Source organism: Streptomyces sp. NPDC014882 (assembly GCF_043081325.1).
Taxonomy (GTDB): domain Bacteria; phylum Actinomycetota; class Actinomycetes; order Streptomycetales; family Streptomycetaceae; genus Streptomyces.
This window is the reverse complement of record NZ_JBIBWL010000004.1, coordinates 132,289-144,637: the sequence shown is the minus strand read 5'-3', so window position 1 is coordinate 144,637 and position 12,349 is coordinate 132,289. Positions and strand designations below refer to the sequence as shown.

Annotated in this window: 13 protein-coding genes; 11 read left to right on the top strand and 2 right to left on the bottom strand. The window is 73.1% G+C overall.

Annotation, left to right across the window (positions count from 1 at the left end; all coding sequences use genetic code 11):
- The first annotated feature begins 35 nt into the window (after positions 1–35).
- From ACF09K_RS11905 to ACF09K_RS11885, 5 genes are all read left to right on the top strand, one after another.
- A complete protein-coding gene (locus ACF09K_RS11905) occupies positions 36–1,076 on the top strand; it encodes an NAD(P)/FAD-dependent oxidoreductase (RefSeq protein ID WP_392242678.1) in 1,041 nt (346 codons plus the stop codon).
- Positions 1,077–1,105: 29 nt separating this feature from the next.
- Entirely contained in the window at positions 1,106–2,644 is a 1,539-nt protein-coding gene (locus ACF09K_RS11900; RefSeq protein ID WP_392242677.1) for an ATP-dependent DNA ligase, read from the top strand.
- A complete protein-coding gene (locus tag ACF09K_RS11895; protein WP_392242675.1) occupies positions 2,641–3,105 on the top strand; it encodes an NUDIX domain-containing protein in 465 nt (154 codons plus the stop codon). Before ACF09K_RS11900 ends, ACF09K_RS11895 begins: the two co-directional genes overlap by 4 nt.
- A 76-nt stretch (positions 3,106–3,181) precedes the next feature.
- On the top strand, positions 3,182–4,567 hold the full coding sequence (locus tag ACF09K_RS11890; RefSeq protein ID WP_392242673.1) for an NADP-dependent succinic semialdehyde dehydrogenase: 1,386 nt from the start codon (positions 3,182–3,184) through the stop codon (positions 4,565–4,567).
- Between the two features lie 25 nt (positions 4,568–4,592).
- Complete coding sequence (locus tag ACF09K_RS11885) at positions 4,593–4,829, top strand: DUF6213 family protein (RefSeq protein ID WP_329214575.1); 237 nt, start codon at positions 4,593–4,595, stop codon at positions 4,827–4,829.
- A gap of 65 nt (positions 4,830–4,894) precedes the next feature.
- Here ACF09K_RS11885 and ACF09K_RS11880 read toward each other — a convergent pair whose 3' ends face one another.
- Positions 4,895–6,124, bottom strand: a complete 1,230-nt coding sequence (locus ACF09K_RS11880; RefSeq protein ID WP_392242671.1) for an acyl-CoA dehydrogenase family protein — start codon at positions 6,122–6,124, stop codon at positions 4,895–4,897.
- Positions 6,125–6,294: 170 nt separating this feature from the next.
- On the opposite strand from ACF09K_RS11880, the gene ACF09K_RS11875 reads away from it, so the two are divergent.
- Positions 6,295–6,936, top strand: a complete 642-nt coding sequence (locus ACF09K_RS11875) for a TetR family transcriptional regulator (RefSeq protein WP_392242669.1) — start codon at positions 6,295–6,297, stop codon at positions 6,934–6,936.
- Between the two features lie 16 nt (positions 6,937–6,952).
- Here ACF09K_RS11875 and def read toward each other — a convergent pair whose 3' ends face one another.
- Complete coding sequence (gene def, locus ACF09K_RS11870) at positions 6,953–7,492, bottom strand: peptide deformylase (protein WP_392242667.1); 540 nt, start codon at positions 7,490–7,492, stop codon at positions 6,953–6,955.
- A 158-nt stretch (positions 7,493–7,650) separates the two neighbouring features.
- On the opposite strand from def, the gene ACF09K_RS11865 reads away from it, so the two are divergent.
- The 5 genes from ACF09K_RS11865 (at position 7,651) to ACF09K_RS11845 (ending at position 12,315) form a co-directional block, all read left to right on the top strand.
- Entirely contained in the window at positions 7,651–8,889 is a 1,239-nt protein-coding gene (locus ACF09K_RS11865) for a MurT ligase domain-containing protein (RefSeq protein ID WP_392242665.1), read from the top strand.
- A gap of 23 nt (positions 8,890–8,912) precedes the next feature.
- Positions 8,913–9,641 (top strand): glutamine amidotransferase, encoded by a 729-nt coding sequence (locus ACF09K_RS11860; protein ID WP_363089799.1) that lies wholly within the window; start codon positions 8,913–8,915, stop codon positions 9,639–9,641.
- A gap of 257 nt (positions 9,642–9,898) precedes the next feature.
- Entirely contained in the window at positions 9,899–10,924 is a 1,026-nt protein-coding gene (locus tag ACF09K_RS11855) for a 6-phosphofructokinase (RefSeq protein ID WP_392242664.1), read from the top strand.
- A gap of 174 nt (positions 10,925–11,098) precedes the next feature.
- Positions 11,099–12,046: a cytochrome c oxidase assembly protein gene (locus tag ACF09K_RS11850; protein ID WP_392242662.1), complete on the top strand. Its 948-nt coding sequence runs from the start codon at positions 11,099–11,101 to the stop codon at positions 12,044–12,046.
- Positions 12,047–12,132: 86 nt separating this feature from the next.
- Positions 12,133–12,315 (top strand): hypothetical protein, encoded by a 183-nt coding sequence (locus tag ACF09K_RS11845; RefSeq protein WP_392242661.1) that lies wholly within the window; start codon positions 12,133–12,135, stop codon positions 12,313–12,315.
- The last annotated feature ends 34 nt before the right edge of the window (positions 12,316–12,349 follow it).

Below are 12,349 nucleotides of genomic sequence, written 5' to 3'. Positions count from 1 at the left end.
GATGGCGCGACGGTCGGCCGTGGAGGTGGTCACAGATGACCGAGCACACCACGAACACCGGACGGACCGAGCAGGCCGGACACACAGGACGAACCGGACACGCCGGCGGCCCCGGGCACGCCCCGGGAGGCGCCGACGCCTACGAAGTGGTCGTCGTCGGCGGCGGCGCGGCGGGACTGTCCGCCGCCCTGGTCCTGGGCCGGGCCCGGCGCCGCACCCTGGTCGTGGACGCGGGCGAGCCGCGCAACGCGCCCGCCGCGCACATGCAGGGCTACCTGTCGCGGGACGGGATGTCCCCGGCCGATTTCCTGGCGACCGGACGCGAGGAGATCGCCCGGTACGGCGTGGAACTGGTCCGGGACCGGGTGGTGGACGCCACGCGGGACGGGGGCTTCGCCGTGGCGCTGGCGGGCGGACGGACCGTGCGGGCCCGTCAGCTCGTCGTCGCCACCGGCCTGAAGGACGAACTGCCCCCGGTCGAGGGCCTCGCCGAACGGTTCGGGCGGGACGTGCTGCACTGCCCGTACTGCCACGGCTGGGAGGTCCGCGACCAGGCCTTCGGCGTGCTCGCCACCAGCCCGATGAGCGTGCACCAGGCCCTGATGGTGACGCAGTGGTCGAAGGACGTGAAGCTGTTCCTGCACACCGTCGGCGAGGCGGAGCTGTCCGACGAGGACCTGCGCCGGCTCGCCGCGGCCGGCGTCGACGTCGTCCCGGGCGAGGTGGCCGCACTGGTCGTCGAGGACGACCGGCTCACCGGGGTCCGTCTGGCCGGGGGCGGGACCGCCGTGGACGGGACCGTGCACGCCCGCCAGGTGCTGTTCGTCGCCCCCAGGGCGGTCCCGCGGACCGGTCTCCTGGCCCGGCTCGGCGCCGAGACGACCGAGACGCCGTTCGGCCGCTACCCGGTGGTCGACGGCCGGGGCCTGACCACCGTGCCGGGCCTGTGGGCGGCGGGCAACGCCTCCGGCTTCGCCGAACAGGTCGTCAACGCGGCGAGCCGCGGTTACCGGGCGGGCGCCGCGATCAACGGGGAGCTGCTGATGGCCGATCTCGACGCCGCCGTCCGGGTGTAGCCACCACGCCGTCGGTGCACCATGACTGCATGCTGCTGATCCGGCTCGCCGACGTGTCCCGGGAGGTCGCCGCCGCCTCGGCGCGCTCCCGCAAGATCGCTCTGCTCGCCGCGCTGTTCCGGGAGGCGGAGGCGGAGGACGTGCCGGTCGTGATCCCGTACCTCGCCGGACGGCTCCCGCAGGGGCGGCTCGGCATCGGCGGGAAGGTGCTGGGCCGCCCGGTGGCCCCGGCCGCCGCGCCGACGCTGACCGTGCGCGAGGTGGACGCCCGGCTCACCGCTCTGCGCGAGGTGTCGGGCCCCGGCTCGCAGGCCGAACGGGTGCGGCTGGTCGGGGAGCTGATGGGCGCCGCCACCGAGGACGAGCAGCGTTTCCTGGTCGCCCTGATCAGCGGCGAGGTCCGGCAGGGCGCCCTGGACGCGGTGGCGGTGGAGGGGCTCGCGGAGGCGACCGGCGCTCCCCCGGCGGACGTGCGGCGGGCGGTGATGCTGGCGGGCTCGCTCCAGACCGTGGCCCGGGCACTGCTCGCGGACGGGCCGGCGGCGCTGGAGCGGTTCCGGCTCACCGTCGGCCGTCCGGTGCTGCCGATGCTCGCGCACACCGCGTCCTCCGTGGCCGAGGCGGTCGGCAGGCTGGGCGCCTGCGCGGTGGAGGAGAAACTGGACGGCATCCGCGTCCAGGTCCACCGGGACGGCGACACCGTGCGGGTGCACACCCGCACCCTCGACGACATCACCGACCGGCTGCCCGAGATCACCTCCGCGGCGAGGGAGCTGCACGGCGACTCGTTCATCCTGGACGGTGAGGTCATCGCCCTCGACGAGAGCGGCCGGCCCCGCTCCTTCCAGGAGACGGCGGGCCGCGTCGGCTCCCGGGTGGACGTGGCCGCGGCCGCCGCCGCGGTCCCGGTCTCCCCCGTCTTCTTCGACGCGCTGTCGGTCGGCGGCCGGGACCTCCTCGACCTGCCCTTCTTCGAGCGGCACGCGGAGCTGGCCCGGCTGGTGCCCGAGCCGATGCGGGTGCGCCGGACCGTCCTGGCGGGCGAGGCGGACCTGCGGGCGGCCGAGGACTTCCTGGAGGAGACGCTGGCCCGGGGCCACGAGGGCGTGGTGGTGAAGTCCCTGGACGCGCCCTACGGCGCGGGCCGGCGCGGCGCGGCGTGGCTGAAGGTCAAGCCCGTGCACACGCTCGACCTGGTGGTGCTGGCCGCCGAGTGGGGCCACGGCCGGCGCACCGGGAGACTCTCCAACCTCCACCTCGGCGCCCGCACCGCCGACGGCGGCTTCGCGATGCTCGGCAAGACCTTCAAGGGCCTGACCGACGCCCTGCTCGCCTGGCAGACCGACCGCCTGCGGGACCTGGCCGTGGAGGACGACGGCTGGGTGGTGACCGTACGCCCCGAACTCGTCGTCGAGATCGCCTACGACGGCATCCAGCGCTCCAGCCGCTACCCGGCCGGCGTCGCCCTGCGCTTCGCCCGCGTGGTCCGCTACCGCGAGGACAAGGGCCCGGAGCAGGCGGACACGGTGGAGACGGTGCTGGCCGCGCACCCGCGGGTACGGCCGTGACGGCGCGGCGCAGCGCCGGCCTGCTGCTGTTCCGGCACACCGGCGACGGGCCGGAGGTGCTGCTGGGGCACATGGGCGGGCCCTGTTTCGCGAAGAAGGACGCCGGCGCCTGGACCGTCGTGAAGGGCGAGTACGCACCGGACGAGCCGGCCTGGGAGGCCGCCCGCCGCGAGTTCCGGGAGGAGCTGGGGGTGGCGCCGCCGGACGGCGAGGCGTTCCCGCTCGGGGAGGTCCGGCAGACGAACGGCAAGATCGTGACGGCCTGGGCGATCGAGGCGGACCTCGACCCGGCCGCGATCACCCCCGGCACCTTCGTCATGGAGTGGCCGCCGCGCTCCGGGCGGATGCGGGAGTTCCCGGAGCTGGACCGGGTCGCCTGGTACGGCACGGACCGGGCCCGCGAGGTGATCGTGAAGGCCCAGGCCGCGTTTCTCGACCGGCTGGCGGAGCACTCGGGCTGAGCGGACGCGCACGCGTTGCGGGGCCCCCCGGGACGCGCGAAGGTCGAAGCACGTCCAGCACCGAGGGAGGTCGGTCATGCCCATCGCGACGGTGAACCCGGCGAACGGCGAGACGCTCAAGACGTACCAGGCCATGGACGAGGAGGAGCTCGAACGCCGGCTCCAGCTCGCCGAGGCCACGTTCCGCACGTACCGCACGACGGCGTTCGCCGACCGCGCCCGGCTGCTGAACCGGGCCGCCGACCTCCTCGACGAGGACCGGGCGGAGATCGGCCGCGTGATGACCACCGAGATGGGCAAGCCGGTGAAGCAGGCCCGCGCGGAGGCCGCCAAGTGCGCGAAGGCCATGCGCTGGTACGCCGAGCACGCGCCGGAGCTCCTCGCCGACGAGCGGCCGGCCGAGTCCGACGTGCGGGACTCCGGCGCCTCCCGCGCCCTGGTGCGGTACCGCCCGCTGGGCCCGGTGCTCGCGGTGATGCCGTGGAACTTCCCGCTGTGGCAGGTCGTCCGCTTCGCCGCGCCCGCGCTGATGGCGGGCAACGTCGGCCTGCTCAAGCACGCCTCGAACGTCCCGCAGACCGCCCTCTACCTGGAGGACCTCTTCCACCGGGCCGGCTTCACCGAGGGCTGTTTCCAGACCCTGCTGATCGGCTCCGCCGCGGTCGACGAGATCCTGCGCGACGAGCGGATCAGGGCGGCCACCCTGACCGGCAGCGAGCCCGCGGGCCGCGCGGTGGCCTCCACCGCCGGCGAGATGGTCAAGAAGACGGTGCTGGAGCTGGGCGGCAGCGACCCCTTCGTCGTCATGCCGTCCGCGGACGTCGACCGGGCCGCCGAGGTGGCGGTGACCGCGCGCGTGCAGAACAACGGGCAGTCGTGCATCGCCGCCAAGCGGTTCATCGTCCACTCCGACGTGTACGACCGCTTCGCCGAACGCTTCACCGAGGGCATGCGGGCGCTGAGGGTCGGCGACCCGCTGGAGGAGGAGACGGAGGTCGGTCCCCTCGCCACCGAGCAGGGCCGCGCCGACCTGGAGGAGCTGGTGGACGACGCCCGGCGCAGCGGCGCCACGGTGCTGTGCGGTGGCGAACGCCCGGACGGGCCCGGCTGGTACTACCCGCCGACCGTCCTCGCCGGCGTCGACCGCGAGATGCGCGTCCACCGCGAGGAGGCCTTCGGACCGGTGGCGACCCTCTACCGGGCGGCCGACCTGGACGAGGCGGTCCTCATCGCCAACGACTCCCCCTTCGGGCTGAGTTCCAACGTGTGGACCCGCGAGGAGGCCGAGGTGGACCGGTTCGTCCGGGATCTGGAGGCGGGCGGGGTGTTCGTCAACGGGATGACCGCCTCCCATCCGGCGCTGCCGTTCGGCGGGGTCAAGCGGTCCGGCTACGGGCGTGAGCTGTCCGGGCACGGAATCCGGGAGTTCTGCAACATCACCACGGTTTGGCACGGCGCGTGAGCGCCGCGCGGCTACGATCCCGGTTGTGAACCGCGAAGTGACCCTGCCTCTGATCGTCGACGACCGCGGAGCCCTCCAGGTGTCCGCGGCCGACGTGAGCAAGCTGCTCCGCACGCTGGGAGGCCGGTGGCTGCATCTCGTCGAGGCCGGGGCGGAGGGGCTGGACGAGGACACGGTCGCCGCCCTGACGATCGAGCTGGCGAAGCTGGCCGACCGGATCGACGTGGCGTGCATCGCCCACAGCAGCGGCGGGGCGCCGTAGGGCGCCGGTGCGCTGCCGCGGGCGAGGCGCGGCGTGGCCGGTCGCGCGGTCCCCGGCGCCGGCGGCTACCGGATCGGCATTCCGGACAGGGTGCGGGCGATCACCAGCCGCTGGATCTCGCTCGTCCCCTCGAAGATGGTGTAGATCGCGCTGTCGCGGTGCATCCGCTCCACCGGGTACTCCCGCGTGTAGCCGTTGCCGCCGAGGATCTGGACGGCCTGCGCCGTCACCTTCTTCGCCGTCTCACTGGCGTACAGCTTCGACATGGAGCCCTCGGCGGCCGTGAACGGCTTGCCGTTGACCGCCATCCACGAGGCGCGCCAGACCAGCAGCCGCGCCGCGTCGATCTGCGTGCGCATGTCGGCGAGCTGGAAGGCGACCCCCTGGTTGTCGATGATCGGGCGGCCGAACTGCTCGCGCGTCATCGCGTAGTCGAGGGCGACCTCGTACGCGGCGCGGGCCGTGCCGACGGCCATCGCGCCGACCGCCGGCCGGGAGGCCTCGAAGGTCGCCATGGCCGCGTTCTTCACGCGCTCGCCGCCGCCCGCCCTCGCCCGCTCGCGGGCCCGCGCCAGCCGTTCGTCGAGCTTCTCCTTGCCGCCGAGCAGGCAGGAGCCGGGGACGCGCACGTCGTCGAGGATCACCTCGGCGGTGTGCGAGGCGCGGATGCCGTGCTTCTTGAACTTCTGGCCCTGCGAGCAGCCGGGGGTGCCCGGCGGGACGATGAAGGAGGCGTGGCCCTTGGAGCCGAGCTCGGGGTCGACGACCGCGACCACGACGTGGACGTTGGCGATGCCGCCGTTGGTCGCCCAGGTCTTGGTGCCGTTGATCACCCACTCGTCCTTGGCCTCGTCGTACACCGCGCGGGTGCGCATCGAGGCCACGTCGGAGCCGGCGTCGGGCTCGGAGGAGCAGAAGGCGGCGACCTTGACGTCGTTGGCGTCGCCGTACATCTGGGGGATCCAGGTGCCGATCTGCTCCTCGGTGCCGTTGGCGAGGACGCCCACGGCGGCGAGGCCGGTGCCGACGATGGACAGGGCGATGCCCGCGTCCCCCCAGAACAGCTCCTCCATGGCCATGGGGATGCCGAGGCCGGTGGCGTCGAAGTACTGCTGGGCGTAGAAGTCGAGGGAGTAGATGCCGACCTTCGCGGCCTCCTGGATGACCGGCCAGGGAGTCTCCTCACGCTCGTCCCATTCGGCGGCCGCGGGGCGGATCACGTCGGCCGCGAAGCCGTGCAGCCAGTCCCGGACCTCCCTCTGTTCGTCGTTGAGCTCCATGGTGAACTCGGCCATGTCCCCTCCAGCGGCGGAACGTGCGTGTTACTAGCGGTAACGCGAGTCTGTTACCGGTCGGTAGGAAAAGTCAACTCCCGAGGACAGCACAGCAGCCCGTTCGATGCGGCGTCGTCTTCAGGTGTTAGTTTGCGCAGGCGTCACCGAATCAGCACGGGTGGGGAGAGCACATGGACACCACGCAGCGGACCGAGCAGCAGCGGTCCGCCGACCGCCGAAGGCGCGAACTGCTGGAGGCCGCCGACCGAGTGGTGCTCCGGGACGGCCCCCAGGCCTCCATGAACGCCATCGCGGCGGAGGCCGGCATCACCAAGCCGATCCTCTACCGCCACTTCGGCGACAAGGGCGGACTCTACGCCGCCCTCGCCAAGCGGCACACCGACGCGCTGCTCGCCTCCCTGCGCGCCGCGCTGGACGCCCCCGCCGAACGCCGGGAGCGCGTCGAGGCCACGCTGGAGACCTACCTCGCGGCCATCGAGGCCCGCCCCCAGGTCTACCGCTTCCTGATGCACCCCGCGGACGGGGCCTCCGGCGAACAGGGCTTCGACGTCGGCAAGCACTCGGCCCCCCTGCTGCGGCGGATGGGCGAGGAACTGGCCCAGGTCATCGAGGAGCGGATGGACCTCGGGCCCGGGACCCAGCAGCTCGCCCGCGTCTGGGGACACGGGATCGTCGGCATGATGCACGCGGCGGGCGACTGGTGGCTGGGCGAGCGGCCGTGCTCCCGGGCCGAGCTGGTGCGCGGCCTCGCCGACCTGCTGTGGGGCCGCCTCGCGGCGGCCGGGGACAGGGTCGGCGGCCCGGGGTTCTGACGGCCGCACGCCGCCCTCACCCGCCCCAGGAGGCCCGTGCCACCTGACGCGCCAGCCGTCTCCCGCGCCACCCCGTCACCCGGTCCGCGTACACCCGCCCCTCCAGGTGGTCGCACTCGTGCTGCAGGCACCTGGCGAAGAACCCCGTGCCGTGGACGGTGACCGGCTCGCCCGTCACCGTGAGGCCCTCGACCACCGCGTGGTCGTGGCGCTCCGTCCCCGCCTCCAGGCCCGGCAGGGACAGGCAGCCCTCGGGGCCGCGGACCACCACGCCGTCCACCTCCACCAGGCGCGGGTTCACCACGTGGCCGAGGTGACGGACCTCGTCGTCGTCCGGACAGTCGTAGACGAACACCCGCAGGGACTCGCCGACCTGGTTGGCGGCGAGGCCCACGCCCCGGGCCGCGTACATCGTGGCGAACAGGTCCTCGACCAGGCGGGCCAGGGCCGGACCGAACTCGGTGACCTCCGCACAGGGTTGCCGCAGGACCGGATCGCCGAGCAGGGTGAGGGGCCGGACGCGCCCGTGGGCACCCGGGATGGAACCTTGTCGCATGGCGGCAAGGGTACGGTCCTTCCTGACACGCGCATGCCGTGCGCAGCGTGGGACGGTGCCGGGATTCGGGACTGTGAATGGATCTCGATAGGCTGACCACCTACCACGTTGCCGTCAGGCTTCAGGCGCGGCGCGTACGCAAGGAGGATCGAGAACTGATGGCAGGCAACTCGGACCCGCTCACGCCGCGGGCCAAGATCGCCGTGACCGCGGGCAAGGCGGTCGCGGCGGCATCGCGTGCCGCTGGACGCGGCAGCGGTTCGGTGATCGGCGGCAAGGTGGCGCTGAAACTCGACCCCGACCTCCTCGCACGGCTCGCCCAGAACCTGGACGTCACCCTCGTCTCGGCGACCAACGGCAAGACCACGACCACCCGCCTCATCGCGGAGGCCCTGCGGGCCGCGGGACCGGTCGTCTCCAACGCGCTGGGCGCGAACATGCCGGCCGGCATCACCTCGGCGCTCGCGGGCGGCTCCGACGCCAAGTACGGCGTGATCGAGGTCGACGAGAAGTACCTGGCCGGCGTCGCCCGCGACACCGCGCCCAAGTGCATCGCGCTGCTGAACCTCTCCCGCGACCAGCTGGACCGCGCCGCCGAGACCCGCATGCTCGCGGAGAACTGGCGCGAGGGACTGGCCGGTTCGAAGGCCGTCGTCGTCGCCAACGCCGACGACCCGCTGGTGGTGTGGGCCGCGTCCTCCTCCCCCAACGTGATCTGGGTCGCCGCCGGACAGATGTGGAAGGACGACGCCTGGTCCTGCCCGTCCTGCGGCGGCGTGATGCAGCGCCCGGGCGACGACTGGTTCTGCGGCGAGTGCGGGTTCCGGCGGCCGACGCCGAGCTGGGCGCTCTCCGGCGACCACGTCCTCGACCCGCACGGCTCCGCCTGGCCGATCCACCTCCAGCTGCCGGGCCGCGCCAACAAGGCCAACGCCGCCTCCTCGGCCGCCGTCGCCGCCGTATTCGGCGTGCCGCCGCAGGTCGCGCTGGAGCGCATGTACCAGGTGCAGGCCGTCGCCGGGCGCTACGACGTCGTCCAGTTCATGCAGCGCGACCTGCGCCTGCTGCTGGCGAAGAACCCGGCGGGCTGGCTCGAGACGTTCAGCCTGATCGACCCGCCGCCCACGCCGGTCATCCTCTCGGTGAACGCGCGCGGCGCCGACGGCACCGACACGTCCTGGCTGTGGGACGTCGACTACACCCGTCTCACCGGCCACCCGATCTTCGTCGTCGGTGACCGCAAGCTGGACCTCGCGGTGCGCCTGGAGGTCGCCAACCAGCACTTCCAGGTGTGCGAGAACATCGACCAGGCCGTGCAGCTGGCACCGCCCGGCCGCATCGAGGTCATCGCGAACTACACCGCGTTCCAGGACCTGCGCCGCCGCGTCGGCAACTGAGCCCCGAGGGATACATCACCGTGATGAACGACAACCAACTGCGGGTCGTCTGGGTGTACCCGGACCTGCTCAGCACCTACGGCGACCAGGGCAACGTCCTGGTCGTGGAACGGCGGGCGCGGCAGCGCGGCCTGGACGTGGCGCGGCTGGACGTGCGCAGCGACCAGCCGATCCCCACCTCCGGCGACATCTACCTCATCGGCGGCGGCGAGGACCGGCCGCAGCGGCTCGCGGCCGAGCGGCTGCGGCGCGACGGGCACCTGTACCAGGCGGTGCAGAACGGCGCGATCGTGTTCGCGGTGTGCGCCGGCTACCAGATCCTGGGCCACGAGTTCGTCAACGACCTCGGCCAGCGCGAGCCGGGTCTCGGCCTGCTCGACGTCACCACCACCCGCGGTGAGGGCGAGCGGTGCGTCGGCGACGTCCTCGCGGACATCGACCCGCGCCTCGGGCTGCCCCCGCTCACCGGCTTCGAGAACCACCAGGGCATCACCCACCTCGGCCCGACCGCCCGCCCGCTCGCCCGCGTCCAGATCGGCAAGGGCAACGGCACCGGCGACGGCACCGAGGGCGCGTACAACGACACCGTCTTCGGCACCTACATGCACGGTCCGGTGCTGGCCCGCAACCCGCTCATCGCGGACCTGCTGCTGAAGCTGGCGCTCGACGTGAACGCGCTCCCGCCGACCGACGACCGCTGGTACGAGGCCCTGCGCAACGAGCGCATCGCGGCCGCCCAGCAGCCCGCCTAGCCGGTGCCTCCGCGGGCCCCCGCAGCCTCCGGCGGCCCCTCGCGGAAGCCCGCGGAACGCCCGCGCGACCTGTGTGATCACCCGATCTCCGGGGTGCCGTCAGCAGCCCGGATGACGGTACGTCCGCACAGGTGAGCAGGCACGTCCAGCAGGCGGACGTGTGCTTCGGTCCCGCCCCCTCCTGCCGCTAGGGTGGCGGGGATCGAGCCGGACGACGCGGTCCGGATCCGGCCCACGTGGAGAAGGTTGTTCGGGCTATGCGCATTGGTGTCCTCACGTCCGGCGGCGACTGCCCCGGCCTGAACGCCGTCATCCGGTCCGTCGTGCACCGCGCCGTCGTCGACCACGGCGACGAGGTCATCGGCTTCCGGGACGGCTGGAAGGGCCTCCTGGAGTGCGACTACCTCAAGCTCGACCTCGACGCGGTGGGCGGCATCCTCGCCCGCGGCGGCACCATCCTCGGCTCCTCCCGCGTCCAGCCCTCGCAGCTGAGGGACGGCGTGGAGCGGGCCCGCGGACACGTCGAGGAGCTCGGCCTCGACGCCGTCATCCCGATCGGCGGCGAGGGCACGCTCAAGGCGGCCCGCCTGATGTCCGACAGCGGCCTGCCCATCGTCGGCGTGCCGAAGACCATCGACAACGACATCGCCGTCACCGACGTCACCTTCGGCTTCGACACCGCGGTGGGCGTCGCCACCGAGGCGCTCGACCGGCTCAAGACCACCGCCGAGTCCCACCAGCGGGTCCTCGTCGTGGAGGTCATGGGGCGGCACACCGGCTGGATAGCGCTGCACTCCGGCATGGCGGCCGGCGCCCACGCCGTCGTCGTGCCGGAACGCCCCTTCGACATCGAGGAGCTGGCCCGGCGGGTCGGCGAGCGGTTCGCGGCGGGGAAGCGGTTCGCGATCGTCGTGGCCGCGGAGGGCGCCAAGCCCGCGCCCGGCTCCATGGCCTTCGACGAGGGCGGCAAGGACATCTACGGGCACGAGCGGTTCGCCGGGATCGCGCGCCAGCTCTCCGTCGAGCTGGAGCAGCGCCTCGGCAAGGAGGCCCGGCCGGTGATCCTCGGGCACGTGCAGCGCGGCGGCACGCCCACCGCGTACGACCGCGTCCTGGCCACCCGGTTCGGGTGGCACGCGGTGGAGGCCGTGCACCGGGGCGAGTTCGGGCGGATGACCGCCCTGCGGGGGACGGACATCGTGATGGTGGAGCTGTCGGAGGCCGTCGAGACGCTGAAGACGGTTCCCGCGGACCGGTACGCCGAGGCGGAGTGCGTGCTGTAGCCGTCCTGCGGGCGCCCCGCGGCCGGCCGCGACCGCGCGTCGGCGCCCGCGCGCCGACGGGGCCCCGCACCCCCGAGCCGGCTGTCCCGCCCCCGGTCGCGAGCGCGACCGGGGGCGGTTCTACTCTGGGGGCGGCGAGAAACGTACAACCCCCCACGAATCAGGAGCCGGCGGATGGATCACAGCGGGCACGGCATGACGATGGATCTGCCGCCGTTCACGCTGGGGCGGGGTCTCCAGTGGTCGGCGGACCCCTTCTTCCTCGTGGCCTGTCTGGCCGCCCTCGGGCTGTACGCCTGGGGGGTCGTCCGGCTGCGGCGGCGCGGGGACACCTGGTCCGCGGGCCGGACGGTGGCGTACGTCAGCGGTGTGCTGACGATCATGCTGGTGATGTGCACCGGGCTGAACGACTACGGCATGGTCATGTTCAGCGTGCACATGGTGCAGCACATGGTGATCAGCATGCTGTCGCCGATCCTGATCCTGCTCGGCGCCCCGGTCACCCTGGCGCTGCGCGCCCTGCCCCCCGCCGGCAGGGGCCGCAAGGGGCCGCGTGAGCTGCTGCTGATGCTGCTGCACAGCCGGTACATGCGGATCGTCACGCATCCCGTGTTCACCATCCCGATGTTCATCGCCAGCCTGTACGCGCTGTACTTCACGCCCCTCTTCGACTTCCTGATGGGGTCGAAGACGGGGCACGTCGCGATGATGGTGCACTTCCTCGCCGTCGGCGTGGTCTTCTTCTGGCCGATCATGGGCGTGGACCCGGGCCCGAACCGGCCGGGCTACCTGATGCGCATGCTGGAGCTGTTCGCCGGGATGCCCTTCCACGCGTTCTTCGGCATCGCGCTGATGATGGCGTCCACGCCGATGGTCGAGACGTTCCGCAACCCGCCCGCCTCCCTCGGCATCGACGCCCTCTCCGACCAGAACGCGGCCGGCGGCATCGCCTGGGCGTTCAGCGAGATCCCGTCGGTGCTGGTGCTGATCGCCCTGCTGTTCCAGTGGTACGGCTCCGAGCAGCGGCAGGCCAAGCGCCAGGACCGGGCGGCCGACCGGGACGGCGACAAGGAGCTGGAGGCGTACAACGCCTACCTGGCCTCGCTGAGCGGCCGCGGTTGAGCCGTCACCGGGGCTGAAGGGCCGGAGCCGGGGCACCATGGAGGCGGACGCACCCCGTGGGGGGTGTGCCGGAGGAGGGTGTCGCGATGCCCGGTTCCACGAACGGTCCGGCGGACGGTTCCACGAAGACCATGGGGGTGCTCACCATCGGCGGCCTCGTCGCGGTGACGGCCTACACGGTGGCGCTCGGCAGCAACGGCTGGCTGTGGTTCGGCTGGGTCGTGCTGGGTCTGATCACGCTCGCGATGGTCGCCACGCGCACGACGTGAGCGGCGGGCGGCTCGCCCGGGGGTGCGCCGGGCG

What these genes read in the sequence shown, in the direction of transcription:
- ACF09K_RS11865 (WP_392242665.1), top strand. Translation starts at nt 7,651, where the DNA reads ATGGCAGGCAACTCGGACCCGCTCACGCCGCGGGCCAAGATCGCCGTG.
- ACF09K_RS11875 (WP_392242669.1), top strand. Translation starts at nt 6,295, where the DNA reads ATGGACACCACGCAGCGGACCGAGCAGCAGCGGTCCGCCGACCGCCGA.
- ACF09K_RS11890 (WP_392242673.1), top strand. Translation starts at nt 3,182, where the DNA reads ATGCCCATCGCGACGGTGAACCCGGCGAACGGCGAGACGCTCAAGACG.
- ACF09K_RS11845 (WP_392242661.1), top strand. Translation starts at nt 12,133, where the DNA reads ATGCCCGGTTCCACGAACGGTCCGGCGGACGGTTCCACGAAGACCATG.
- def (WP_392242667.1), bottom strand. Translation starts at nt 7,492, where the DNA reads ATGCGACAAGGTTCCATCCCGGGTGCCCACGGGCGCGTCCGGCCCCTC.
- ACF09K_RS11860 (WP_363089799.1), top strand. Translation starts at nt 8,913, where the DNA reads ATGAACGACAACCAACTGCGGGTCGTCTGGGTGTACCCGGACCTGCTC.
- ACF09K_RS11855 (WP_392242664.1), top strand. Translation starts at nt 9,899, where the DNA reads ATGCGCATTGGTGTCCTCACGTCCGGCGGCGACTGCCCCGGCCTGAAC.
- ACF09K_RS11905 (WP_392242678.1), top strand. Translation starts at nt 36, where the DNA reads ATGACCGAGCACACCACGAACACCGGACGGACCGAGCAGGCCGGACAC.
- ACF09K_RS11880 (WP_392242671.1), bottom strand. Translation starts at nt 6,124, where the DNA reads ATGGCCGAGTTCACCATGGAGCTCAACGACGAACAGAGGGAGGTCCGG.
- ACF09K_RS11900 (WP_392242677.1), top strand. Translation starts at nt 1,106, where the DNA reads ATGCTGCTGATCCGGCTCGCCGACGTGTCCCGGGAGGTCGCCGCCGCC.
- ACF09K_RS11850 (WP_392242662.1), top strand. Translation starts at nt 11,099, where the DNA reads ATGGATCACAGCGGGCACGGCATGACGATGGATCTGCCGCCGTTCACG.